This window comes from Amphritea pacifica, assembly GCF_016924145.1.
In the GTDB taxonomy this organism is placed as follows: Bacteria; Pseudomonadota; Gammaproteobacteria; order Pseudomonadales; family Balneatricaceae; genus Amphritea; species Amphritea pacifica.
Genome location: NZ_JAFFZO010000003.1, coordinates 154,598 through 177,678, shown reverse-complemented (window position 1 = coordinate 177,678; position 23,081 = coordinate 154,598). Strand labels below are relative to the sequence as shown.

The 23,081-nt window shown below is 51.9% G+C and carries 20 protein-coding genes; 11 read left to right on the top strand and 9 right to left on the bottom strand.

Annotated features, from left to right (window positions below; genetic code table 11):
* Positions 1 to 262 precede the first annotated feature (262 nt).
* Complete coding sequence (locus JW499_RS02610; protein WP_205209116.1) at positions 263 to 682, top strand: hotdog fold thioesterase; 420 nt, start codon at positions 263 to 265, stop codon at positions 680 to 682.
* 186 nt (positions 683 to 868) lie between these two features.
* The gene (locus JW499_RS02605) at positions 869 to 3,475 is read left to right on the top strand and encodes an MFS transporter (RefSeq protein WP_205209115.1); all 2,607 of its coding nucleotides are present in this window, start codon (positions 869 to 871) and stop codon (positions 3,473 to 3,475) included.
* A gap of 182 nt (positions 3,476 to 3,657) precedes the next feature.
* Here the strand turns inward: JW499_RS02605 and JW499_RS02600 are convergent, their stop codons facing one another.
* Positions 3,658 to 4,797: an aminotransferase-like domain-containing protein gene (locus tag JW499_RS02600; RefSeq protein ID WP_205209114.1), complete on the bottom strand. Its 1,140-nt coding sequence runs from the start codon at positions 4,795 to 4,797 to the stop codon at positions 3,658 to 3,660.
* Positions 4,798 to 4,947: 150 nt separating this feature from the next.
* Here JW499_RS02600 and JW499_RS02595 point away from each other — a divergent pair, with 150 nt between their 5' ends.
* The 5 genes from JW499_RS02595 to JW499_RS02575 all read left to right on the top strand — a co-directional run bounded on the left by JW499_RS02595 (position 4,948) and on the right by JW499_RS02575 (position 9,725).
* The gene (locus JW499_RS02595; RefSeq protein WP_205209113.1) at positions 4,948 to 5,817 is read left to right on the top strand and encodes an AraC family transcriptional regulator; all 870 of its coding nucleotides are present in this window, start codon (positions 4,948 to 4,950) and stop codon (positions 5,815 to 5,817) included.
* 48 nt (positions 5,818 to 5,865) lie between these two features.
* A complete protein-coding gene (locus JW499_RS02590) occupies positions 5,866 to 6,273 on the top strand; it encodes a GNAT family N-acetyltransferase (RefSeq protein ID WP_205209112.1) in 408 nt (135 codons plus the stop codon).
* A 74-nt stretch (positions 6,274 to 6,347) separates the two neighbouring features.
* Positions 6,348 to 7,235: a DMT family transporter gene (locus tag JW499_RS02585; protein ID WP_205209111.1), complete on the top strand. Its 888-nt coding sequence runs from the start codon at positions 6,348 to 6,350 to the stop codon at positions 7,233 to 7,235.
* A gap of 46 nt (positions 7,236 to 7,281) precedes the next feature.
* Positions 7,282 to 9,096, top strand: a complete 1,815-nt coding sequence (locus JW499_RS02580) for an SLC13 family permease (RefSeq protein ID WP_205209110.1) — start codon at positions 7,282 to 7,284, stop codon at positions 9,094 to 9,096.
* Between the two features lie 68 nt (positions 9,097 to 9,164).
* The gene (locus tag JW499_RS02575; protein WP_205209109.1) at positions 9,165 to 9,725 is read left to right on the top strand and encodes an acyl-CoA thioesterase; all 561 of its coding nucleotides are present in this window, start codon (positions 9,165 to 9,167) and stop codon (positions 9,723 to 9,725) included.
* On the opposite strand, the gene JW499_RS02570 is transcribed toward JW499_RS02575, so the two are convergent.
* On the bottom strand, positions 9,713 to 10,678 hold the full coding sequence (locus JW499_RS02570; protein ID WP_205209108.1) for a LysR family transcriptional regulator: 966 nt from the start codon (positions 10,676 to 10,678) through the stop codon (positions 9,713 to 9,715). The genes JW499_RS02575 and JW499_RS02570 overlap by 13 nt on opposite strands.
* Positions 10,679 to 10,784: 106 nt before the next feature.
* Between JW499_RS02570 and ydiJ the strand changes: the two genes are divergently transcribed.
* Positions 10,785 to 13,844, top strand: a complete 3,060-nt coding sequence (gene ydiJ / locus JW499_RS02565; protein ID WP_205209107.1) for a D-2-hydroxyglutarate dehydrogenase YdiJ — start codon at positions 10,785 to 10,787, stop codon at positions 13,842 to 13,844.
* A 35-nt stretch (positions 13,845 to 13,879) separates the two neighbouring features.
* On the opposite strand, the gene JW499_RS02560 is transcribed toward ydiJ, so the two are convergent.
* Positions 13,880 to 14,113, bottom strand: coding sequence for a hypothetical protein (locus tag JW499_RS02560; RefSeq protein WP_205209106.1), 234 nt, complete (start codon positions 14,111 to 14,113; stop codon positions 13,880 to 13,882).
* Positions 14,114 to 14,202: 89 nt separating this feature from the next.
* Here JW499_RS02560 and JW499_RS02555 point away from each other — a divergent pair, with 89 nt between their 5' ends.
* Positions 14,203 to 14,757 (top strand): class I SAM-dependent methyltransferase, encoded by a 555-nt coding sequence (locus JW499_RS02555; RefSeq protein ID WP_205209105.1) that lies wholly within the window; start codon positions 14,203 to 14,205, stop codon positions 14,755 to 14,757.
* A 92-nt stretch (positions 14,758 to 14,849) separates the two neighbouring features.
* Positions 14,850 to 15,341 (top strand): ribonuclease E activity regulator RraA, encoded by a 492-nt coding sequence (rraA, locus tag JW499_RS02550; protein WP_205209104.1) that lies wholly within the window; start codon positions 14,850 to 14,852, stop codon positions 15,339 to 15,341.
* A gap of 72 nt (positions 15,342 to 15,413) precedes the next feature.
* Here rraA and JW499_RS02545 read toward each other — a convergent pair whose 3' ends face one another.
* The 6 genes from JW499_RS02545 to paaF form a co-directional block, all read right to left on the bottom strand.
* Complete coding sequence (locus JW499_RS02545) at positions 15,414 to 16,706, bottom strand: NAD(P)/FAD-dependent oxidoreductase (protein WP_205209103.1); 1,293 nt, start codon at positions 16,704 to 16,706, stop codon at positions 15,414 to 15,416.
* 64 nt (positions 16,707 to 16,770) lie between these two features.
* A complete protein-coding gene (locus JW499_RS02540) occupies positions 16,771 to 17,055 on the bottom strand; it encodes a c-type cytochrome (protein ID WP_205209102.1) in 285 nt (94 codons plus the stop codon).
* Between the two features lie 359 nt (positions 17,056 to 17,414).
* Complete coding sequence (gene paaI / locus JW499_RS02535; RefSeq protein WP_205209101.1) at positions 17,415 to 17,858, bottom strand: hydroxyphenylacetyl-CoA thioesterase PaaI; 444 nt, start codon at positions 17,856 to 17,858, stop codon at positions 17,415 to 17,417.
* 1 nt (position 17,859) lies between these two features.
* Positions 17,860 to 19,374, bottom strand: a complete 1,515-nt coding sequence (gene paaH, locus JW499_RS02530) for a 3-hydroxyacyl-CoA dehydrogenase PaaH (RefSeq protein ID WP_205209100.1) — start codon at positions 19,372 to 19,374, stop codon at positions 17,860 to 17,862.
* Between the two features lie 14 nt (positions 19,375 to 19,388).
* Complete coding sequence (paaG, locus tag JW499_RS02525) at positions 19,389 to 20,180, bottom strand: 2-(1,2-epoxy-1,2-dihydrophenyl)acetyl-CoA isomerase PaaG (protein ID WP_205209099.1); 792 nt, start codon at positions 20,178 to 20,180, stop codon at positions 19,389 to 19,391.
* A 4-nt stretch (positions 20,181 to 20,184) separates the two neighbouring features.
* The gene (gene paaF / locus JW499_RS02520) at positions 20,185 to 20,964 is read right to left on the bottom strand and encodes a 2,3-dehydroadipyl-CoA hydratase PaaF (RefSeq protein WP_205209098.1); all 780 of its coding nucleotides are present in this window, start codon (positions 20,962 to 20,964) and stop codon (positions 20,185 to 20,187) included.
* A 419-nt stretch (positions 20,965 to 21,383) separates the two neighbouring features.
* On the opposite strand from paaF, the gene paaN reads away from it, so the two are divergent.
* A complete protein-coding gene (gene paaN, locus JW499_RS02515; RefSeq protein ID WP_205209097.1) occupies positions 21,384 to 23,063 on the top strand; it encodes a phenylacetic acid degradation protein PaaN in 1,680 nt (559 codons plus the stop codon).
* The last annotated feature ends 18 nt before the right edge of the window (positions 23,064 to 23,081 follow it).

Here is a 23,081-nt window from a genome sequence, read left to right as displayed (position 1 = left end):
TCCGGGCTGTCAGGGTAAACTTACTCATGGCGTATCTCTCTTCTGTTGATTGCGATCTGGCGAGATCAATCAACAGGATACGCCACCCTCTCTATCTTTCTCCATACACCAGAAATCACCATATCTCGGCTTATTCGCACCCTTATCTGAAGCCTGCCAGCAAAATCAGACACTGAGCCGTTGTGACACCAAATTGACCGGAAATGATATTTTTAGCGGTTGGCTGAAGTGATAATTTAGTTGTTTTGCAGCGGAGGTGTATATGTCTATCTGGAAAACAGAAAAAAGTGTTGCCGAGTTACAGGTGTTCGCCAGAAATACACTGATCGACCACCTGGGAATTGAGATCACCGAAATCGGCCCCGATTATATCACAGCCTCTATGCCGGTCGATTGCAGAACACACCAGCCGATGGGGCTTCTGCATGGGGGCGCATCGGTAGTTCTGGCGGAAACACTCGGGAGTGTTGCCGCACAACTGGCCGCCGAACCCGGCCATCGGTGTGTCGGGCTTGAGATAAATGCGAATCATCTGTCAGGCATCAGCACCGGACATGTTTATGGTACCGCATCACCTGTCCATATCGGTCGTTCAACTCAGGTGTGGGATATCCGCATCGTCGATGAGCAGGAAAAGGCGATTTGCGTTTCCCGCTTAACCGTCGCGGTATTAGGGAATTAATCTGATTTAGAAAAACAGCTTTGATTATGATCTGAATCGGCACTTTAGGGGTGTATATGACCGATTTAGGGTGTTAGACTGACGACTTAACAAGCCGGCCTATTAAGCCGGCTTTTTGCATTTTTTAAAACCTGAAACTGAACGCGTTTCTGCCATAATTTTATATTTCTGAAGAGAGAAATCTTCGTGCGTAAAGCTCTGTTGTCATTAATTGCCCTGTTTAGCAGCTGTATTATCCTCTATCTGGGTATTGGCCTGATGAACATTCTTGTGCCATCACGCATGGGACTGGAAGGGATCTCAACCGACACCATCGGTATGGTGCTGTCGATGTATTTCGTGGGGATGCTGACCGGTGCCATCTACAGTAAACAGTTGGTTAAACGGGTCGGCCATATCAGAGTCTTTGCTGGCAGCCTGGCGATAGAAGCGATCTGTATACTGGCTTTCACCCTGGATGCTAACGCACTGTTGTGGGGAGTATTGCGGGTTTTGCTTGGTTTCAGTCATGCCTGTTTGTTGACCGCGATGGAGAGCTGGCTCAGTGACAGCGCTACCGAAGAGACCCGGGGGAAAATCCTGGCTGTTTATAATGCCTGTATCATGGGCGGTCTGTTTTGCGGACAGTTCCTGATGGGGGTTGCTGAACCGTCTGACAATACACTGTTTGTTCTGGTGGGTATCCTGTTCTGTATGGCCACGCTGCCGGTTCTTTTCAGTCGTTCTAAAGGCCCGGTGATTGAGACTGTCGCGCCGATGTCGATCATCTCTCTGTACAAAATATCCCCTCTGGGGGTGGTAACCTGTTTAACATCGGGCGCGGTCTATTCTGCACTGTTTAACCTGTTGCCGGTTTTTGCTGCTGAGTATCATATCAGCGGTTTTCAGCTGTCACTGTTTATGGGCTGTGCCATCCTGGGCGCCTTCAGCATGCAGTTTCCGGTGGGAGCCCTGTCAGATCGTTTAGATCGACGGACCATATTGCTGGGTTTGCTACTGCTTTCCTCTGTGCTTGGCGTTGCAATTATCCCGCTGGCGGCGATGCATATGATGACCGGCATCTTTATTCTCTGTGGTCTGACGTCAGGGATGGTGGCCTGTTATTACCCGCTGAGCGTTGCTGAGGCGTTTGATAAACTGAAAAAATCTGAGATGGTATCCGCCATGGGCAGCATGCTGCTGGCCTTTGGTATCGGTGGCGCGATTGGCCCCTATACAGCGTCTCTGGTGATGTCCGCTTTTGGCAGTTCCAGCCTGTTCTATTTTCTCGCGGTTTCACAGATGCTTCTGGCGCTGTTCACAATCTACCGTATGTCTGTTAGTAAGGCGCTGCCAGTCGAGGATCAGGAAGGATTTGTTATGCAGGGTGAGGCACTGACCACGTCGGTTTACCTCGACCCCCGGACCGAGTATACCGAGCCTGAAGCGCAACTGAGTGCAGAGGCCGAACTTGCAATCAGTATCGCAGAATCTGATCCTGCGGCCGCTGTTAAACTGGCACGGGCACTGACCGTTAAGAATCCTGAAAGAGGTACTGAGGTGGCCGCGGCTGTTGCCAAAGTACCGGGTATCGATGTCATGCGTCTTTATGAGGTTATGAAAGAGGCGGCACCCTATCAGATTCTTGAGATCACTCAGGCGATTGTCAAAGCCAAACCTGATCTGGCAGCCGATCTGGTATCTCGTCTGGCTGAATGGTATCCGCAGCAGGTGATACCTGTGGCGATTGAAGTGGGACGGGTATTTCCCGAAATGCGGATTGAGATGGCGCGTATTGCCGTTGCATCTGCGCCTGAATCTGCCACTCAGGTGGCTGAATACTATGCCCGTCTGATTGCCGAAGAGCGTGAATCGATGCGTCCGGCTGACCGTGAAGATGATACCAGTGAGGCCGATGCACTGAACATGGCAACTGAACTCTGGGATGCCAATCCGGATCAGGCTCTGGATATTGCCGTGACCGTGGCAGGCTCTGTGCCTGAGTCTGCGGTGGCCATGACAGAAGAGTATATGTCCCACTACGAATCTGAGGCAAACAGCGAAGGGGCTGACAGCGCTTCAGATGGAGCATCTGAGGGGGATGAGAGCGATTATCATGATGCGGTTGAGTGGGTTTCAAGGCTCTCTGAAGCCGCCCCTGAACAGGCGATGGATGTTGCCGCAACCGTTGTAGAAGCGGTGCCTGAATCGATGTTCGAAGTGACTGAGGAATATCTGTCATCAACCGATGAGGACGCTGATGATGTGACTGACAGCGATAGTGATGTCGCTGAAACGCCTGTCGGCGGCTCTGACACCGATACTGAACCGTCTGAACAGGCAGAAGAGATTGAGGATGAGCATCAGAAAGCAATCGAGTGGCTCACCCGGATGTCTGAACTATCGCCTGAGATGTCACTGAATCTGGCGGTGAAAATTGTGGAAGCCGTACCGGAAAGTGCACGCTATGTCGCGGCTGAAGTTGCCCGGCTGCTACATGAAAGTTATCAGATCGACAATGCCGGTTTAAATGACAAACCTGCCAGTGAAATTCAGGATGCGGTTGAGTTGGTTAACCGCCTTCGGGAGGTATCACCTGAGAGTGCCGAACAGGTCGCTGTCGCCGTGGTTGAAAACATCCCAGAGGCCGCCTCTGACGTTGTCGATGCGATCAGCGCTGGCGATCAGTCCACAGAGGGTGAGTGGGTAGACTCTATTGACCGGAATAGTGAACGGCAGGTAGATAACCGTAGTGCCGACGGTTTGGATGAACCCTCTGGTGATGATGCTGAAAAATCAGAGAAAGACAATTAAGAGAAAGGCCGTTAAGACAAGAGCATTAAGAAAAGGGCATCAAGAAAAGGGCAGTAAATAGGAACGCCGTTAAACACCGCATAATCTGCCGTTACAGAGGATCAGCGGGCCGGGACGCCCGCTGATCTTTGCCTGCTTAAGTTAAGTTCATGTTTAAGCTGAAGTCTGACAGCTTTAACGATTTACAATGATCTTGCCAGTCGTGTCACCGCTTCAGTAGCCAGGGATGGCTCAGTATTACTGAAGTTGAGCCTGATAGCATTATCTGTCTCTTTAGCCCCGTCAGGGTAGAACGCGGCGCCTGGCACAACGGCAAGTTTATGTTCAAGGGCACGGGCGGCTACTTCACTGCCTCTGCCTTTGCGCAACTTTAACCAGATAAACATGCCACCCTCAACCGTTTCAAACTCCACCTGCTGACCCAGTTGCTCAGTTAGCTCCGTGCTCAGTTGCTGATAGCGCTGCTGATATCCAAATCGCAGACTGGCAAGGTGATCCGGATATCCCGGGTGATTCAACAGATCGTTGATGATCGCCTGCTGAGGGATACCGGTATGCAGGTCGACCGCCTGCTTAATCCGTTCAGCAACCCTGATAAATTCAGCGGGCCCACTCATCGCGCCGACGCGCAACCCCGGAAACCCGATCTTGGAGAATGATTTCAGGGTGATTGTCTGTTCCGGGCAGAGCTGACTGAGGGGGCGTTGCTGTTCGCCACTGAAACGTAACTCCCGGTAGGGAATATCCTCGATCAGCGTCACTCCGTAGCGGCGACACAATCGGGCAACTTCGATTCTCACCCCGCCAGACCATACCCGTCCGGTAGGGTTGTGAAAGTCAGGCACCGCATAAAACAGTCTGACTGAGGGGTGTTTCAGGTAGTCTTCGAGCTGCGCCAGATCCGGGCCCTCTGAGGTACTGTTCAACGGGCAGATAGTTGCACCGCTGAGCTGAAACGCCTGCAATGCGCCCAGATAAGCAGGCACTTCGGCAACCACAGCATCACCCGGTTCCAAAAGCGCCCGGGTTAGCAGATCGAGGGCCTGCTGGCTGCCATTACAGATTAACCAGGGATGGGGGTGTTGCGGGTCAGACTGGCTGAGTGTATCCAGCAGAGGCTGATAACCACGGCTGCTACCATACTGAAACAGATGCACGTTATCTGCCAGTGACTGGCAGGTTTGCTGTATGAGTTTGACCGGCAGCAAAGAGGATGCGGGCAGCCCACCGGCCATTGAGATCATATCGGGTTGTACCGCCGCTTTGAGGATCTCCCTGATATAGGATGGGTTTAATGCCCTGGCAAGTCTGGCAAACTTCATAGCTCTGTCCTGTGGCTTATTTATCTTTGTCAAAGTGTAGATCTGAGAGTTCCTATTTATTTATCCATTTATGCTTTACTATTTATCTGTTTAAGCTTATTTTTCGTTAGGGTTAAAGCGATTAACCGAACTTGAGAGATCAGACTGGCAATGCCAAACACTCAGCAGACCGCGCGCATCAACGATGTCCTGCACCGTATTCACCGGGACCTGAGTGCACCGCTGACCGGTGCCGGTCTTGCACGTGTGGCGGCCTATTCTGAGCAACATTTTCACCGCTTGTTTAAGCGGGTTACCGGCGAGTCTCTGCACTGTTATATCCGTCGGGTCCGGCTTGAGCATGGCGCTAATCTGCTGATGTTTGAACCGTTAACGCCGATACGGGATATCGCTCTGAAGTGCGGTTATAATTCGCTGGCTTCATTCACCCGGGTGTTTTCCCAGCAGTTCGGCATCAGCCCTGGCCGCTGGCGCACTCAGGAGCGTCCTCATACTCAGCCCTATTTGGCAGACCCTGAAATTGCTGCAGGTGCCGAGCGGATTAAAGGGGTGGCTCTGCCTCTGCCGGATCTGATTGAACTGCCAGATCAACCGGTGGCCTATGTCCGGCATCTGGGTTATGGTCGCTCAATTCGCAATGCCTGGCAGATCCTGCAGGCGTGGGCAACGGCAGAGAAACGTCCGTTTGAAAAACAGATCGGCCTGCATCACTCCAATCCCGCCTGGACGCCGCTACACCGGTGTCGCTATGTCGCCTGCCTGGTGATTGATCGTCCGGTTGCCCGTCGCGGGCTGGTCAACTCGATGGTGATTCCTGGGGGCTTGTATGCTCGTTTCAGGTTTGTCGGGCAGTATGGTGAACTGTTACCCTGGATTACCCGGCTTCAGGATGAGTGGCTGGTCGCTTCGGGCCTTAAATCAGGGGCTACGCCCGCATTTGCCGAGTATCAGCGCAATCAGTTCCTTGATCCAGAGGAACGGTTTGAACTGTTATATTTTCAGCCTGTTCAGTTCTACTGATCAGGCCTTAACCTTTAACATTAATGGTTTAATACAGGATCTTTACTTGTGAACACGGAAATCAGTTTCAACGATCATCTTCGGCAAGACGAAGTGGTTCAGCTTTACCGCGATAATGGCTGGTCTGCGGCACAAAAGCCCGTTCAGTTAATGGCTGCGCTGGAGGGGTCTCACTCGCTGGTGACCGCCCGGATCGGGGGTAAACTGATCGGTTTGGGTAACGCGATCTCCGATGGCCATCTGGTGGTCTATTACCCTCATATGCTGGTCTCTCCGGACTATCAGGGGCAGGGAATTGGTAAGCAGTTGATGCAGGCGATGCAACAACGTTACCAGGGTTTTCATCAGCAGATGTTAACTGCCGATGGTGATGCGATAGGCTTCTATGAGTCGCTTGGTTTTAGTCGGGCAGGTAAAACCGAACCGATGTGGATCTATGATGGCGATGATCATTAACCACGGTTGTCTTTAAAATGTGAGTTTTAACCGGATAACAAGTACAGTAACGTTTTTATAGATCGGTGACCTGTGTGAGCCATTCCCGTTTTACCCAACTGGTTCCAGTACTGTTTGTGTTGCTCTGGAGCACAGGCTTTATCGGGGCAAAATATGCACTGCCCTATATTGAGCCGTTCTATCTTCTGTTTATCAGGATGCTTATGACGCTGGCAGTGTTTACCCTGCTGGCTCTGATTTACCGATCTTCCTGGCCCTCACTGCGCCAGGGGGGACATCAGGCTGTCACCGGGTTTCTGGTGCATGCCTGTTATCTTGGCGGGGTATTTGCTGCTATCAAATGGCAGATGCCAGCCGGGATTGCCGCCATTGTCGTTGGTTTACAGCCTCTGTTGACGTCACTGATCGGCTGGCAGTGGCTGGGTCAGCGACTGCGCGGCGTACAGTGGATGGGACTGGTTATGGGGCTGGCCGGGGTGGTGGTTATCCTGCTGAATGGTCAGCATAGTGAGGTGATCACTTTTCGACCTGAGGCGGTTGCCGCGGTGCTTATTGCACTTTTTTCAATCTCTTTTGGCACGCTTTATCAGAAACGTTTTGGTGGTAAGGTTGATCTGTTAACGGGATCGATCTGGCAATATCTGTCAACGGCTATAGCGATGGCGCTGTTGGCGTTTCTGTTTGAAGAGCGTCACGTTGAATGGAATATAACGCTGATGTTGTCTCTTGCCTGGCTGGTGTTTGGTTTGTCGGTCTCGGCGATTTTGCTATTGATGTTCATGATCCGGGAGGGGGAGGCGGCTCGTGTTGCCAGTTACTTCTATCTGGTCCCACCGGTCACCTCGCTGGAAGCCTGGATTCTGTTTGGTGAAGCGCTCAGCTGGATTCAGGTGGTGGCGATCGGCGTGACCGTCGCCGGAGTGTACCTGGTGCTCAGGCCGGCATCGGGGCCTGCGAGATAACCGACCGCATTAATGGATAAACAGCAAATGCCGCACAGGAGATTGTGTGAATATTGAGATTCTGTTTGTTTTAACGCTACTGCTGACCACTATCGGTCTGTTTATCTGGGACCGCATCCGCATGGATATGGTGGCGATGATGGTGGTTGTGGTGCTGACCGTATCGGGGGTTATTACGCCGGCAGAGACCGTTTCCGGTTTTGGCCAGTCACTGGTGGTAATGATCGCCGGTCTGTTTGTTGTTGGTGAGGGACTGTTCCGCACCGGTGTTGCCGCGGCGGTGGGCGACTGGATTCTGCGTATGGGTGGGCAGAGTGAGCGAAGGCTACTGCTGGTATTGATACCTGTGGTGGCCGGGATGTCTGCGGTGATGAGTTCCACCGGTGCGGTAGCGCTGTTTATTCCGGTGGTGCTGAGTATCTGTCGTTCCGCCAGGCTACAGCCCTCCAAAATGCTGATGCCGCTCTCCTTTGCGTCGCTGATTGGCGGGATGATGACGTTGATCGGTACGCCACCCAATATGGTTGCCAGTACTCAGCTGCGGGCAGCGGGACTGGAGCCCTTCGGTTTTTTTGATTTCACTCCGATCGGTGGTGTTATTCTGCTGTTTGGCACCCTCTATCTGGTCTTTATCGCGCCTAAATTGCTGCCCGAAACCGGCGTTCGGGAGGCTGCACATCCCCATCTGAAAGAGTTTGCTCAACGCTATGGGATAGAGGATAACCTGTATCGTTTACGGGTGAGAAAAGATTCTGAACTGGTGGGTAAAACGGTCTCGGATATGCGTCTGAGAAGCCGCTTTGAGGTGACGGTTTTTGCCATTCGTCGCGATGGAAAGCTGGTGTCATCGTTTATGCCGGTGCTCAGTGAAACACAGATCGAGAGTGGTGATGTGCTGTTGGCCTATGGCGAAGCGGACGGTATCGAACGCTTATGCATCGAAACCGGGTGTATGTTTTTTGGTTTTCCCGATGACGAACGTACCCGCATGGATAAGGAGTTTGGTGTAGCTGAGGTGATGTTGCATAACCGCTCTCCGGTTATCGGCAAAACTATCCAGGAGGGGCGTTTCAGAGAACGGTATAATCTCAGTGTTATTGGTGTGTTGCGCGATGGCAAACCCTTAGTCACCCGGTTTGCCGGTGAGCCGCTGCAGTTTGGCGATACTTTGTTACTGGCAGGCGGCTGGCGCTATATTGAAGCACTGGATGATCGCCAGAATTTCGTTATGCTGGAAACCCCGGCGGAGATGACTGAGACATCGGCGCGCTGGGGGCATGCTCCGATTGCCCTGACTATTATGGTCGCTATGCTGGCACTGATGATTAGCGGTGCAATGTCCAGTCTTAGTGCGATACTACTGGCTGCGGTGGCGATGGTTCTCAGCGGCTGTATCAATATGAATGAGGCTTATCGCTCATTGAATGCCAGCAGTCTGGTGCTGATTGCCGGGATGTTGCCACTGGCGCTGGCGATGCAGAAGAGCGGGGCTCTGGATCTGATTGTGACAGGCTTATTAGCACTGCTGGGGTCAAGTACCCCGATGCTGATCTGCGCCGGATTGTTTTTGCTGACCTCAGTGTTGAGTCAGTTTATTTCTAACACGGCGACAACGGTTTTGATCGCTCCAATTTCAATTGCCATTGCCCAGGGACTGGAGATGAACCCTGAGCCATTTATGATGACAGTAGCGATTGCCGCATCGACTGCGTTCTCGACGCCGATAGCCTCGCCGGTGAATACTCTGGTGCTGGTGCCGGGTAACTATCGCTTTATCGATTTTGTCAAAGTCGGATTGCCGCTACAGATAATGTCGATGCTGATAACGCTGTCGGTTACGCCGTTAATATTTCCGTTTTAGTCTGCATTCACGCGATATAAATGTATTATCTGACAACCCATAACATAATAATCTGATAGGTTTAAATAATGAGTGATCGTGAGTATCGTACCGTGAAGTCATCACAAACGGTGTTGAAAGAGTTGATGGTGCCTTCCTACGCTAATTTCGGAGGAAAAGTACACGGAGGTGTGATTCTTTCGCTGATGGATAAGATCGCTTATACCTGTGCCGCATCCCATGTCAAAGGTTACTGTGTGACCGCTTCGGTTGATTCGGTCAACTTCCTTAACCCGGTTGAGGTGGGCGAGTTGCTGACCTTGTCGGCGTCGGTCAACTATGTGGGTAACTCGTCACTGGAGATCGGTATCAAAGTGGTTTCAGAAGACTTTCGCCTGGGGATAGTGAAGCATACCAATACCTCCTATTTCACCATGGTCGCGATGGATGAGGAGAGCCGCAAGCCTGTGCCGGTGCCTGGCTTAATCCTTGAGGATGAACAGGAAATAAAACGCTTCATCGAGGGCAAAATCCGCAAGCAGCTTAAATCGGCACACCGTGCAGAGATGAAGAAAATCCGTGGAAGTCTCGATCTGATTAAAGAGATTAATGCGCTGGACGGTGAAAACTGTCGTCTTTATAAATCCTGATTTGAGTGTTGAGACTGAGCGGTGCTTTCCAGATAGGCCGGCAGTGTCATGGTGAGAAAATGTTGTCGGACGAAACTGAGCAGGGTAGAGGCTGCCGGGCTCAGTGAGCGACCCTTACGACTCACCAGACAGATCTCGCGGCGCATCTGCGGCTCAACCAGCGGGATAAAATGCAACGCTTTGAATGATTCGGTACTGGCTGCCAGCGCGGGCAGTACCGAGATGCCTATGCGCTGGCGAATCAGTGCGGCGATCCCCGCGGGGTTTGACACCTCCAGTATCGCTTTCTGATCTGACAACTGGAGCTGGCCCGCCTGGCGAAACTGATTCAGTTGTGCCCGGATGCCGGTATCAGCTGAGAGAAACAGTAGTTCTTCCTCTATCAGCACTTGCCATTGAACCGACTCAAACCCTTCAAAACGGTGCTCTTCCGGCACAACTACGCCGTATCGGTCGGTCAGTACCGGCTGATAATTCAGTTCAGGATTGGCCGAATGGTTTGCGCCGATACCAAAGTCCACATCGTTATCCAATACCCGTTGTTCTATCTGTCCGGCGCTATCATCCCGCAGTGAGATCGCAATCTCAGGAAACTGTTGCCGGTAATCGTCGATCACCGGAGGGAGCAGCCGGCTGATTGTTGAGGGGGATGCTGCAATCGCGACCTGCCCCTGTTGCTGCCCGGCAATTGCCTGGAGATCGCCTATGGCGGTATCAAAATCAGAGATCAGTTTCTCCGCAACAGGACGGAACTGTTCCCCCTGAGCCGTGAGCAGTACGCGTCGGGTTGTCCTGTCAAACAGGGTCAGCCCGACCGATTGCTCCAGCTGCTTGACCGTTGCGGTGAGACTAGACTGAGTCAGATGAAGCCGGCTGGCAGCCTGGGTGAAACTGCCGCAGCAGGCCACTTCTGTAAAGGCGCGCAGGTGTCTGATCGAAAGCGATGTGTTCATTTATCGGAATTAATAATTAATTAATCATATTTTATCGTTTGAATGATAAATGATAATTCTGCATTATGGCTATCTATTTATCCGCCAAGATGTCACAGGTTGAGCGATGATCCCACGTATTGCCGAAATTAATCCCACCCAGAAACGCTATCTGGATTTTCTGGAATCCTTAAAAAACAGTCATTTTGAGGGTGAAGTTAATCCTGATTATGCCAGTAGAGTTGTGCTCTCTACAGACAACAGTATCTATCAGGTACTGCCTCAGGGGGTGGTGTTTCCCAAATCCGTTGAAGATCTGGTACTGCTGGCAGGCCTTGCGGCAGAGCCTCGTTTTAAAGAGGTGGTACTCAGTGCCCGTGGCGGCGGTACCGGAACCAACGGTCAGTCGCTCACCGATGGTCTGGTCGTTGATATTTCCAGACATATGAACCAGATCCTTGAGATTAATGCTGAAGAGCGCTGGGTGCGGGTACAGGGAGGGGTGGTGAAAGATCAGCTCAACGCCGTACTAAAACCCTATGGGCTGTTTTTTGCCCCAGAGCTTTCTACCAGCAACCGGGCAACGATTGGCGGCATGATTAATACCGATGCCAGTGGTCAGGGCTCCTGTATGTACGGTAAAACCCGTGACCATGTGCTGGAGCTGAAATCGGTCTTTCTCGATGGCACTCTGTGGAGTTCAGCTCCACTGAGCGATAAGGCGCTGGAGGAGATAAAGTGTCGCGATGACCGGGTGGGTGAAGTACACCGTACCGTTGATCAGGTGTTTAATGAGCACCGTGACCTGATCGATGCTAAGTTTCCCAAACTGAACCGCTGTCTGACTGGCTACGACCTGGCTCATATCCGTGATGATGAGGGGCGTTTCAATCTTAACTCCGTCCTGTGTGGTGCCGAGGGCTCGCTGGCGTTTATTGCTGAGGCAAAACTCAATGTTCTGCCAATTCCAAAATATTCGGCGCTGGTCAACCTCAAATATGCGGGGTTTCAGGATTCCCTCGAAGATGCGGCTGAGCTGATGGCCTGGGGGCCTACCTCAATCGAAACCGTTGATTCCAAAGTGCTGAATCTGGCGATGAACGATATTGTCTGGGACACGGTTAAAGACTATTTCCCTCAACACGAGGGAGAACCGGCGATTCAGGGGATTAACCTCATTGAATACACCGGCGATGATGAAGACCAGTTGAGAGCAAAAGTCGCTAAGCTGACCACCCATCTGGACAGCGTCTCCGGTCAGCCGGGTAAAAGTTTCGGTTATACGGTTACCTTCGGGGCTGCTGAGGTTAATAAGATCTGGGGAATGCGGAAAAAATCGGTGGGGCTGCTGGGGAATGCCGAAGGGGAGCGCCGTCCTATCCCGTTTGTTGAAGATACCGCTGTGCCCCCGGAAAATCTGGCCGCCTATATCAAAGAGTTTCGTGCGCTGTTGGATAGCCATAATCTGGCTTACGGTATGTTTGGTCATGTGGATGCCGGTGTGCTGCACGTTCGCCCGGCTATTGATATGAAAAATGAGGCCGAGGAGGGATTGATCCGAACCATCTCTGATGCGGTGGTTGCCCTGACGCAAAAGTATCATGGTCTGATCTGGGGAGAACATGGCAAAGGGGTTCGCTCTGAATATGCCCCGGCTTTCTTTGGCGAACTCTATCCGCAACTACAGATCATTAAAGGCGCGTTTGATCCGGCCAATCAGCTGAATCCCGGTAAGATCTGTACCCCTCTGATCGATGGCGCTGAACTGTTAAAAATTGATCAGGTACCGACCCGTGGTCAGTATGACCGCCAGATTCCGGCTCATACCCGGCAAGAGTACAGTCAGGCGATGTTCTGTAATGGTAACGGTGCTTGCTATAACTATGACCCTAATGATGCGATGTGCCCCTCATGGAAGGCCACCCGGGAGCGTAAACACTCGCCCAAAGGGCGCTCATCGCTGATTCGCGAATGGCTGCGGCTGATGTCGCTGCAGGGCGTCGATGTGGTTGCCGAGGGCAGTAAAGCCCGTTATGGCTCGTTTATTACCAGTTTACCCGGACGCATCAAAAACAGCTGGAAGAAAAAGCAGGGCGAGTATGATTTCAACCACGAAGTGCACGAAGCGATGATGGGCTGTCTGGCCTGCAAATCCTGCGTGGCGCAGTGCCCGATTAAAGTGAATGTGCCGGATTTCCGCTCCCGCTTTCTTGAAGCTTATTACAGTCGCTATCTGCGTCCGCTGAAAGATTATATGGTCGGTGGACTGGAGTACATGATTCCATATCTGTCCCGCTTCCCGGCACCTTATAACTGGATGATGAACAATACTATGATGCGCTCAGTTCTGCAGCGCTGGGGAGGGATGGTCGATAGCCCTGCGATCTGTACCAACACTCTGAAACAGGGGATCGAACAGCGGGGTATCCGTTTTGCCACGCCAGAGAACCTCGCCACAATTCTCCCGGAAGAGTGTGAGCATTCGGTGATTATTGTTCAGGATGCCTTTACCAGCTTTTTCGAAACCCAGTTGGTGTTGGATATTATTGATCTGCTGCGTAAAACCGGCTTTAACGTTTTTGTTGCACCCTTTAAACCTAACGGTAAACCGCTACATGTCCATGGGTTTAAGGCGGCCTTTAACCGTGCGGCTGACCAGAATACCCAGATGTTGCAGGCACTGGCCAGCAGCGGTATAGCCATGGTCGGGGTTGACCCTTCCATGACGTTGACCTACCGGCAGGAATATATTGATGACGGGACTCGTCAGCAGGTCAGGGTTGAGCTGATTCAGGAGTGGCTGGCCAGACACTGCGATCAGTTAAATCAGAAAGCGGAAGGGTTGCCAAAAAATGAGTATAAACTGATGGCCCACTGTTCTGAAAAGACCTCGGCTGCAGCTTCCATTGCTGACTGGAAAAAAATTTTTCAGGCAATGGGTCAGACGCTCGAGCTGCAGGCAACCGGTTGTTGTGGCATGGCGGGAACCTATGGTCACGAAACCGAAAATGTCGATACCTCAAGGAAGATCTATGATCTGAGCTGGGCAGAGGTCGTGAACGATCCGGCGAATGAGGGCCGGCTGGTTGCGACCGGTTATTCCTGCCGCAGCCAGGTTAAACGGCTTGATGAGCAGCAGTTGCAGCATCCTTTACAGCTGTTGCTGCAACTGCTGAAGGCGGCGTAACCGGGCAGTTGCAACCGTTCTGTTTGTCGGCCGGACTACAGATCAGTGGTCCGGTTTTTTTCCTTCTGAGCCTGCTGATATTGGCGGTCCATCTCGCCATACTGACGTTCGTAAGCCTGCGGATCGGAGCGCCACAGACGGTAGAGTTTGCGATCATTACGGGCCATAGGGGGCGGATTCAGTTTACGCCTGATGATCGCCTGCCAGGTGACAGGTGCAAACATCAACAGGATAAACAGGATTACAATGAAGAGTTTATAGTGTTCCATTTTCAGCCCATATTCTGGATTAAGCCCGTTTAACAACGCTATAGTAACGTTTTCTCTGTTTCTTTTTCACCCTTCTGGACAGTCATATCATGAGCCGGGCCGATCTCTGGAACAAGCGATATCTTAATAAAACCGATACCGCCCCGGTACTGCCTGCTGAGTTGCAGCGTCAACTTGACTCCTTAGTCCCGGGACACACACTGGATCTGGCCTGTGGCGATGGTGCCGCAGCGCTCTATCTTGCCTCTGCCGGTCATCAGTTGATGGCGGTGGATTTTGCCGAGGCGGGACTCAGACGTCTGCAGCAGTTTGCCGCTGATCTCCGCGTTACCGTTGAAAGCCAAAGGTGCGACCTGAATAATCCCGATGAGCTTAGGGGGCTGGAGCGGTTTGATAATATTGTCATCGTTCGCTACCTGCCGGAGCGGACTCTGCTGGACACGCTTCCTGATCTGATGAAGCCCGGTGCCCATCTGCTGATCACCACCTTTAATCAGGAACATCACCTGCAATCCGGTTTCCCACTACGTTTCTGCTTACAACCGCAGCAACTGATCGATCAGTTACCCCGGTTGACTCTGGTCTGCTACGACAATGGGCTATTAAAAAGAAGTGTATTTGATAGTTACCTGTTTACCCTTTAATGTCATCTTTTCCTCCTATGGTGCAAGTGCAAAATATGCTGAGATCAGCGATCATAGAACCCCGTTAACGGCTAAATTTAAGGAGTATCATTGTGGACGATTTATTACCTGAACTTTGTGACCAGTTTCCAGATCTGGTGCAGGTCGTGGAACCGATGTTTGGCAACTTTGGAGGTCGTGAACGTTTTGGTGGCGAAATCGTCACGCTGAAAGCGTTCGAAGATAACTCTCTGGTGCGGGAACAGGTGGCTCTGCCGGGTGAGGGACGGGTGCTGGTTGTTGATAGTGGCGGCTCCATGCGACGGGCTATGCTAGGCGATATGCTGGCAGAGAAGGCGGTTCTGAATGGCTGGTCCGGCATTATCATCTACGGCTGTATCCGCGATGTTAATGCGATCGGTGAGCTCGACCTTGGCGTGCAGGCGCTGGGCACACATCCAATGAAGACCGATAAAAATGGGATTGGCGAACTGAATGTCGATCTGACCTTTGGCGGGGTAACCTTTAAGCCCGGTCATTATGTATATGCGGATAACAACGGCATTCTGGTGTCTCCAGAGAAGCTTGAGCTGAGTGAAGCTTAATTCCCGGTATGGGTAAGTATAAAAAAGCCTCTGCCGATACTCAGCAGAGGCTTTTTTGTTTAGCGGTAGCGCTTATTTGAAGGTATCAGCAAACAGGTTATCGGACCAGGTAAACATATCGTTGAAGTTGCGGCTACTCCAGTTATGCGCTTCACCCAGCGAACCCGGTACCAGCCCCATTGAGCCTGTATCGGGGTTATAACTGTATACAGCGGTCAGCCAGGATGCCTGATCGTACGTGATCGGGCTGAAACAAGCTGAGTTGGTGGTGATATTCTGTAAGCGTTCCTCGGTATAGCTGGACAGACCATGGGCGGTACGGATAATGCTGTCGGCACAGATTTTCGCCTGAGCATTAGCCATATGGCCGGATTTAGGTTGCCCGGTGCCTTGTGCATCACCGATAACATAGACATCCTGAAACAGTGTGTTAGTTGACGCATAGGTAACCGGATCAACGTCTGCCCAGCGAGAGTCTCCGGTGAGTCCGCTCACTCTGAGGATATTCTGAGCGCCGTGGGTCGGGATAACGTTAAGGACATCCCCGGCAAAACTGCCCTGAGAGGTATTAACAATCAGGTTATCGGAGTCGACAGACTCGACCTGCGCATTCGGAATGTACTCGATAATATCGCCATAGAGATCATTGAAGGCACTGGTAAAGGTGCCTTTCTCCGCCATGATGCCTGGGTTGGCGTCCAGTACAATAACCCGGGGAGCGACACTGCTACTGCCATCCAGATAACCGCTGCGGCGACCGAGAATGTCCGCTACGATGCAGGCCCGCTCATAGGGGCCGGGAGGGCAACGATAAGGCGCTTTAGGCACGGTCATGACAAAGGTGCCGGTATCAGGCATTCTGTTGATCTTGTTGCGCAGGTTATTTGACTGGCCTCCTGCGATCCAGGCATGGGGGACTTTGCGGAAATCCTGCCCCGGAATCTTGTCAAACTGAATGCCTGTGGCGACCACCAGACTGTCATAACTGACCCATCCAGCCTCTTTTAACCGGAGTTGTTTTTGTGGGCCTCGGATTCTTAATGCCCGGTCATGAATGACCTCAACACCATACTTCACCTGCAGATCATTATATTCAAAGGTAAGGTCGGTTGTTTTCAGGCGCTTATTGAGAATCAGGTTGCTCATGATACAGGAGACATGATTTGAATTTGGTTCTATCAGCGTGACAGCGATCTCACCATCGCTCCACATGCGCAGATACTTTGCAACGGTGCAGCCAGCAAAACCGCCTCCGAGTACTGTAACATGGTGAATGGGTTCTGCGGCTTTTGCGCCGCCAGTTAACGTCAGTGCCGCAGCAGAAGCAGGCACCATCTGGATAAAATTACGTCTGGTTAATGGCATTTTGTAGTCCTCCGGCGTGCTGGTAGCAAGCTATATCAATTGAATCAGGATCTTAGAAATCCGCTTAGTCACCACCGTTTTCGGGTAGGGTGGAATAATACTGAGCGATGCGTCGAATCTGATCGTCGGTATAGCCGAGGGCCTGATGATCCATGATACCGCTGGGGCGGTCTTCACCTTTCATATCGTATAAGTGGTCGGCGAGATCTTTAGCTTCATCGCCTCCAAGGTCAGGATAGGAGCCGCGCGCATACCCATTAGTACCGTGGCACTGAGCACATTGCGAGGCGATCATTCTGTTAACAGTCTGGTCTTCAGCGATGGCTGAATGAATGGATAATATCAACACGGCAGGAGCTATCAGGAGCTTCCCGAAGGTTATAGTTGAGCTAACTCTCATATCTTCACCATACTTATAGAGTTAAGTTGACACAGCCAGTATCGACTGCGATGTACTTTTACCCCCCCATAAGCCAGCTACATCATGTAGCACTCATTAATATATAGACATCAAAAATGGTTATATCAAAAAAAAAATACTCAAAATGGGGTTTGCAACAAACCTGAACAAGTCGTGATGAGGAACGATATTTTTTACAAGTTGAGTGGCAATGGCTGCGAATAATGCTTAAGGGATGTCGTAATGGGGGAAACAGAGAAAAGGCCGCGCTGGCGGCCTTATCGCTGGATTGATAACGGTAAAAGAGGCTAATCTTCAGGAATCAGATGGCCTTTTATCTGATACGCTTTACCCCGGAAAAAAGCCAGCTCCTCACCTTTCTGGTTAGACAAGGTGATGTCATATACACCGGTTCGGCCACTGCGGGAACGTTCCTGCGCAATCGCTGTGAGGGTATCACCTTCAAAAGCGGGGGCAATAAACTCTATATTACATCCGCTGGCAACGGTTGAGCGGTTATAGGTGTTACAGGAGTGTGCAAATGCTGTATCACACAGGGCAAACATCATCCCTCCATGACCTATCGCATGACCATTAAGCATATCCTTGCGCAGCACCATCGATAGTTTGGCGTAGCCGGGAGCAACTTCATCAATGCTCATGCCCATCGCCTGAGCTGTCTGATCGTCACTGTGGAGTGCTGCACTGCAGGCTTCTGCCAGCTGTTGCGGTGTCATCTCGCTGGGTTTCATCTCAGGCACCTCCGGCCACTTTTCTCAACAACAGGGGAGATGCCCGGTAACGGTCTTCACCATAGGCATCCATCAGATTATCCAGAACATCAAGGGCGTAGCTCAGTTCCAGCTTATTGACCCACTCAATTGGTCCACAGGGGTAGTTCACCCCCCCTTTCATGGCGATATCGACCGCCTGCTCATCGCAGACCTGTTGATTAACCGCATCGAAGCCTTCGTTGGCGAGCATGCAAACGGTGCGCATCACCACCATGCCGGGGATATCATCGATAACGGTGACCGATTTTCCAATTGCCTGAAAGAGTCCGATGGCTGACTGTAGAGCTTCCGGCGACGCCTGATCGGCGGGTGCCAGCGCGATGCGGGGCGCGCTGGTGTAATCCAGTGCAAGGTCGAAATTGATCAGGTCCGGGCGCAGGGTTTCGCTGGCACGCAGGGTGGCGAACTGACCGTTGGTCAACATTAAGGTGGCATCACCTACGGAGATCATCCCTTCGACCTCGTCATTATCGATCCGGGTAATTCGGATGCCAGCCGCTTCAAACATCGGAATTAACGGCTCAGCTACGCCGAGGCTGCCTTCAACCGTGATTGACAGAGGGGCAGGAGCGGCGTCTGCGGTAACTGCGGCAGGCTTTTCAGCGTCGCTACTATAATTGTAGAAACCACGGCCCGTTTTACGGCCCAGATGACCGGCATCGACCAGCTCTTTCTGAATCAGCGATGGCAGGAAGCGCTGATCATTGTAGAAAGCTTCGAAAACAGAGCAGGTCACAGCATAGTTAACATCGTGGCCGATCAGATCCATCAGTTCAAACGGGCCCATACGGAATCCACCACATTCACGCATCAGCGTATCGATAGTAGCGATATCGGCACCGCCTTCCTGGTAGGCGCGCAAACCTTCTGCATAGAAAGGCCGGGCAACCCGGTTGACAATAAAACCAGGGGTGGATTTTGCCAGTACTGGCTGTTTACCCCAGCGGTGAGAAAGGGCATAGATATCAGATGCGATACCTGGGTCTGTATCTAAACCACTGATCACCTCCACCAGCTTCATAATCGGTGCGGGATTGAAAAAGTGCATGCCCACCAGGTTTTGTGGTCGCTTCAGTGTTGAGCCGATTGCGGTGACTGATATTGACGAGGTGTTGGTGGCAATCACGGTGCTCGCGTCACAGATCTCCTCCAGTTGGCTAAACACCTGTTGCTTTATTTCCAGCCGTTCGACAATCGCTTCAATCACCAGGCTGGCCGGGGCCAGGTCGGTTAGCGCATCAACCGGGGTTAAGCGGGACAGCAGTGCATCCACATCTGTCTGACTCATTTTGCCACGTTCGACCAGTTTCGCGAGCCCTTTAGCGGTGTTATCAATACCCCGCTTAGCGGCACCTTCTGCAGCATCGAAGAGGAGAACCGGGTGACCCGCATTAGCAGCCACCTGTGCGATGCCGGCTCCCATAGTGCCTGCACCGATGACGGCGATTACCGAATCTGTTGTAAAGCGATTCATATCTGTTTGCTCCATTACTTGCCGGTAAATTGTGCCGGGCGTTTTGCCATGAATGCGCTGACACCTTCGCGATAATCGTCGGTACGGCCTGCCAGTGTTTGCAGATCACGTTCCAGATCAAGCTGCTCGTTCAGGCTGTTATTAGCCGATGCCTGCAGCGCTCGTTTGATCAGTGCCAGGCCCTTAGTGGGCTGAGTGGCCAGTTGTTTTGCCATGGCCAGCGCGACCTCTTTTAACTCTTCTGCCGGGTAGGTTTTCCAGATCATACCCCATTGCTCGGCTTGCTCTGCTGAAAGTTTGTCACCCAGTAGAGAAAGTGCCATTGCCCGGGGGAAACCGACCGCCCGGGGCAGGGTCCAGGTGCCACCGGAGTCTGGAATCAGGCCGATCTTGCAGAACGCCTGAATAAAGCTGGCATTTTTGGATGCCAGTACAATGTCGCAGGCCAGGGCAATATTAGCACCGGCTCCTGCGGCGACTCCGTTAACGGCGCAGATGACCGGCATCTCAAGCGAACTGATCGTACGGATCATAGGGTTGTAGTTTTTCTCGATCGATTCGCCCAGGTTAGGCATCTCGGCGTCCGGGTCGACGGCCCGGTCACTAAGATCCTGGCCGGCACAGAAGCCCCGGCCATTACCGGTGATCAGCAGGCAGCGTACCGCATCGCTGGTTTTAACCTGTTTCAGGGCATCGCGTACCTCTGCATGCATCTGGGTGTTGAAACTGTTGAGACTGTCCGGGCGGTTGAGTGTCAGGACGGCAACGCCTTCAGTGATCTCAAACTCGATATGTTCATATGTCATCTTATTATTTTCCTTGAAAATGGGGTTGGCGTTTTTCCATAAAGGCGGCGATGCCTTCGTTTCGATCCTCTGTTGCGGCCAGCAGGGTAAATGCTTTTCGCTCTAAGTTGAGACCGGTTTCCAATGTTGTTTCGTAGGCTTTAAGCAATGATTCTTTCGCCAGGCGAACAGCGATGGGGGGCTTAGAGGCGATGGTTTTAGCCAGGGTTAAAGCCTTTGGGTAGCTCATCTCGGGAATGGTAACTTCACTAACCAGACCAAATTCACGAGCTTGTTCGGCATTTATAAATTCGCCTGAAAGAACCAGCTGCATCGCCATCGACTTGCCCACGGTTCTTAGCAGGCGCTGGGTACCTCCGGCGCCGGGAATAATCCCCAGATTGATCTCCGGCTGACCGAAGTGGGCATTGTCTCCGGCGATGACGATATCGCAGTGCATCATCAATTCACAGCCGCCGCCCAGGGCAAAGCCGTTAACCGCTGCAATAACAGGTTTTGGGTATTGAGCGATACGTCGCCAGTAAGTGGGACGGATGTCATTCATTACCCCTACCGCATCCAGTTCAGCCATCTCTTTGATATCAGCCCCAGCGGCGAACACTTTTTCACCGCCGGTGATGACTACGGCTCTGACTTTGTCATTGCCGATGGTGGCGTCCAGCGTATCTGCCAGTTCGCGTAGCAGGTTATTACACAGGGCGTTACGCGCTTGAGGGCGGTTGAGGGTGATGGTCATAACCCCGGAATCCGGCCCGGTGACCAGAATATCTTGATAATCAGGCATGGTTTATCTCAGCATATTGAGTATCGGAATCGGCTGTCAGCCCGAGGCAAACAGACTCACGTTCATTATTATTTTAGTGGATGCAACTTAAGCAAAGCATCTTCTGGCTCTGTTAGCCGAATCTTTTGGTCCGGCACTGATCACTCTTGCAGCCAGATTAAAGGTTACCGTAAAACACTAAAGGGATACAAATATATTGTTATTAATTTATCTTTTCGTATCACTTTGTTTAGTGTATCTTTTGTTTTATAGATATTCGTCAGGCAGTTTAGGTCAGGTTGAAACAAACTCTGCTGAAAAAAGTACTATCTTTTATAACCTGTCAGACAATAAACCGTATGTTGACAGAAAATTCGGTTAACCCTTTTTTCTGCACCAAGATAAAGCCTCAGGGCCAGTTAAAATAAAGAGAATCCAGTATGAGCCAAACCCTGTTTGATCTGCACAAAGCAAAACTTGATGCTGCACTGAACGCACTCCGCACCCGTGATTATTACAGCGCCTATGCTGAGAGTCCCAGCCCGCGTAAATATGGTGAAACCGCCGATAAAGATGGTCAGGCGGCCTTCAAAGCGCATCTGAACCGTTCATTTGAGCTGGACATGCCAGGAATCACTGGTGAGGCGGGCAGCGAGGTTTCCCCTTATGGCTTCGAGCTGGGTATCAAATATCCCACCGTTGATATCGATATCCTGCTGCCGGCGATGAATGAAGCGCGTAAAGTCTGGCGCGATATCGGTGTACAAGCGCGCACCGGGATCTGTCTTGAGATTCTTAAACGCATCAACCAGCACAGTTTTGAGATCGGCTATTCAGTGATGCATACCTCGGGTCAGGGCTTTATGATGGCGTTTCAGGCCGGTGGTCCCCATGCTCAGGATCGTGGGCTTGAAGCGGTTGCGTATGGCTATGATGCGATGATCCATTCTCCCGCTGCGGCTACCTGGACCAAACCGCAGGGTAAGCATGATCCGCTGGTGATGAACAAAACCTTTACAGTTGCCGGGCGGGGCGTGGCTCTGGTCATCGGCTGCTCAACCTTCCCCACCTGGAATACCTATCCGGGTCTGTTTGCTTCGCTGGTTACCGGCAATCCGGTGGTGGTTAAACCCCATCCGGCAGGTATTCTGCCAGCGGCGATCAGCGTAAAGATCGCTCAGGATGTACTGAGAGAGCAAGGCCTGCCTCCGCATATCGTATCGCTGGTTATCGATGCCGATCCGGCCCAGCCGTGTACTAAAGCGCTGGCGCAGCGTGAAGAAGTTAAACTGATCGACTTTACCGGTAATACCCCGTTTGGTGACTGGCTGGAACAGAACTGCCATCAGGCGCAGGTTTACACTGAGAAAGCTGGTGTTAATACTATTATTATCGACTCAACCGACAACTTTAAGGGGATGATTCAGAATCTGTCATTTACCCTGAGTCTGTATTCCGGTCAGATGTGTACCACGCCGCAGGATATCTTTATTCCAGCTGAGGGTATCGAAACTGACCAGGGACACAAGAGTTTTGATGAGGTAGCAGATGCACTGAGTACCGGTATTACCCGGTTCCTGTCTGACCCCGAGCGGGCCGGCATGGTGCTGGGCTGCATCCAGGCAGAGGTAACCGACAAGCGTATCGACAGCGCCCGGCAGCTGGGTGAAAAGATCGGTACCGTGGTTCGCGAATCAGACCGTCCTGAAAATCCCTGGTTTAAAGAGGGACGGATGCGTAGTCCGCTGCTGATCGCCGTGGATGCCGATAAAGAAGACGCTTATATGGAGGAACTGTTCGGCCCGATCAGCTTCCTGGTGCGCACCGACAGCACCGCTCACTCGATTGAGCTGGCCCATAAAGCCGTGAAGAATCATGGTGCGATTACCATGGGCTGTTACTCAACCAGTGATGCCGTGCTGGAGCAGATTGAAGAGGCTGCACTGGATGCCGGTGTCGCGCTCTCGATCAACCTGACCGCTGGTGTTTATGTGAACCAGAGTGCTGCATTCAGTGACTTCCATGCTACCGGCTGCAATCCGGCGGCTAATGCGTCACTGTCAGATCTGGCCTATGTTGCCAACCGCTTCCGCATTATTCAGAGTCGTAAGCACGCCTGAACGGCGACACCAGCGAAA

Coding starts and splice junctions, on each gene's coding strand:
- JW499_RS02610 (WP_205209116.1), top strand. CDS start 263: ATGTCTATCTGGAAAACAGAAAAAAGTGTTGCCGAGTTACAGGTGTTC.
- JW499_RS02600 (WP_205209114.1), bottom strand. CDS start 4,797: ATGAAGTTTGCCAGACTTGCCAGGGCATTAAACCCATCCTATATCAGG.
- JW499_RS02595 (WP_205209113.1), top strand. CDS start 4,948: ATGCCAAACACTCAGCAGACCGCGCGCATCAACGATGTCCTGCACCGT.
- JW499_RS02575 (WP_205209109.1), top strand. CDS start 9,165: ATGAGTGATCGTGAGTATCGTACCGTGAAGTCATCACAAACGGTGTTG.
- JW499_RS02570 (WP_205209108.1), bottom strand. CDS start 10,678: ATGAACACATCGCTTTCGATCAGACACCTGCGCGCCTTTACAGAAGTG.
- ydiJ (WP_205209107.1), top strand. CDS start 10,785: ATGATCCCACGTATTGCCGAAATTAATCCCACCCAGAAACGCTATCTG.
- JW499_RS02560 (WP_205209106.1), bottom strand. CDS start 14,113: ATGGAACACTATAAACTCTTCATTGTAATCCTGTTTATCCTGTTGATG.
- JW499_RS02555 (WP_205209105.1), top strand. CDS start 14,203: ATGAGCCGGGCCGATCTCTGGAACAAGCGATATCTTAATAAAACCGAT.
- JW499_RS02545 (WP_205209103.1), bottom strand. CDS start 16,706: ATGCCATTAACCAGACGTAATTTTATCCAGATGGTGCCTGCTTCTGCT.
- paaI (WP_205209101.1), bottom strand. CDS start 17,858: ATGAAACCCAGCGAGATGACACCGCAACAGCTGGCAGAAGCCTGCAGT.
- paaH (WP_205209100.1), bottom strand. CDS start 19,374: ATGAATCGCTTTACAACAGATTCGGTAATCGCCGTCATCGGTGCAGGC.
- paaG (WP_205209099.1), bottom strand. CDS start 20,180: ATGACATATGAACATATCGAGTTTGAGATCACTGAAGGCGTTGCCGTC.
- paaF (WP_205209098.1), bottom strand. CDS start 20,964: ATGCCTGATTATCAAGATATTCTGGTCACCGGGCCGGATTCCGGGGTT.
- paaN (WP_205209097.1), top strand. CDS start 21,384: ATGAGCCAAACCCTGTTTGATCTGCACAAAGCAAAACTTGATGCTGCA.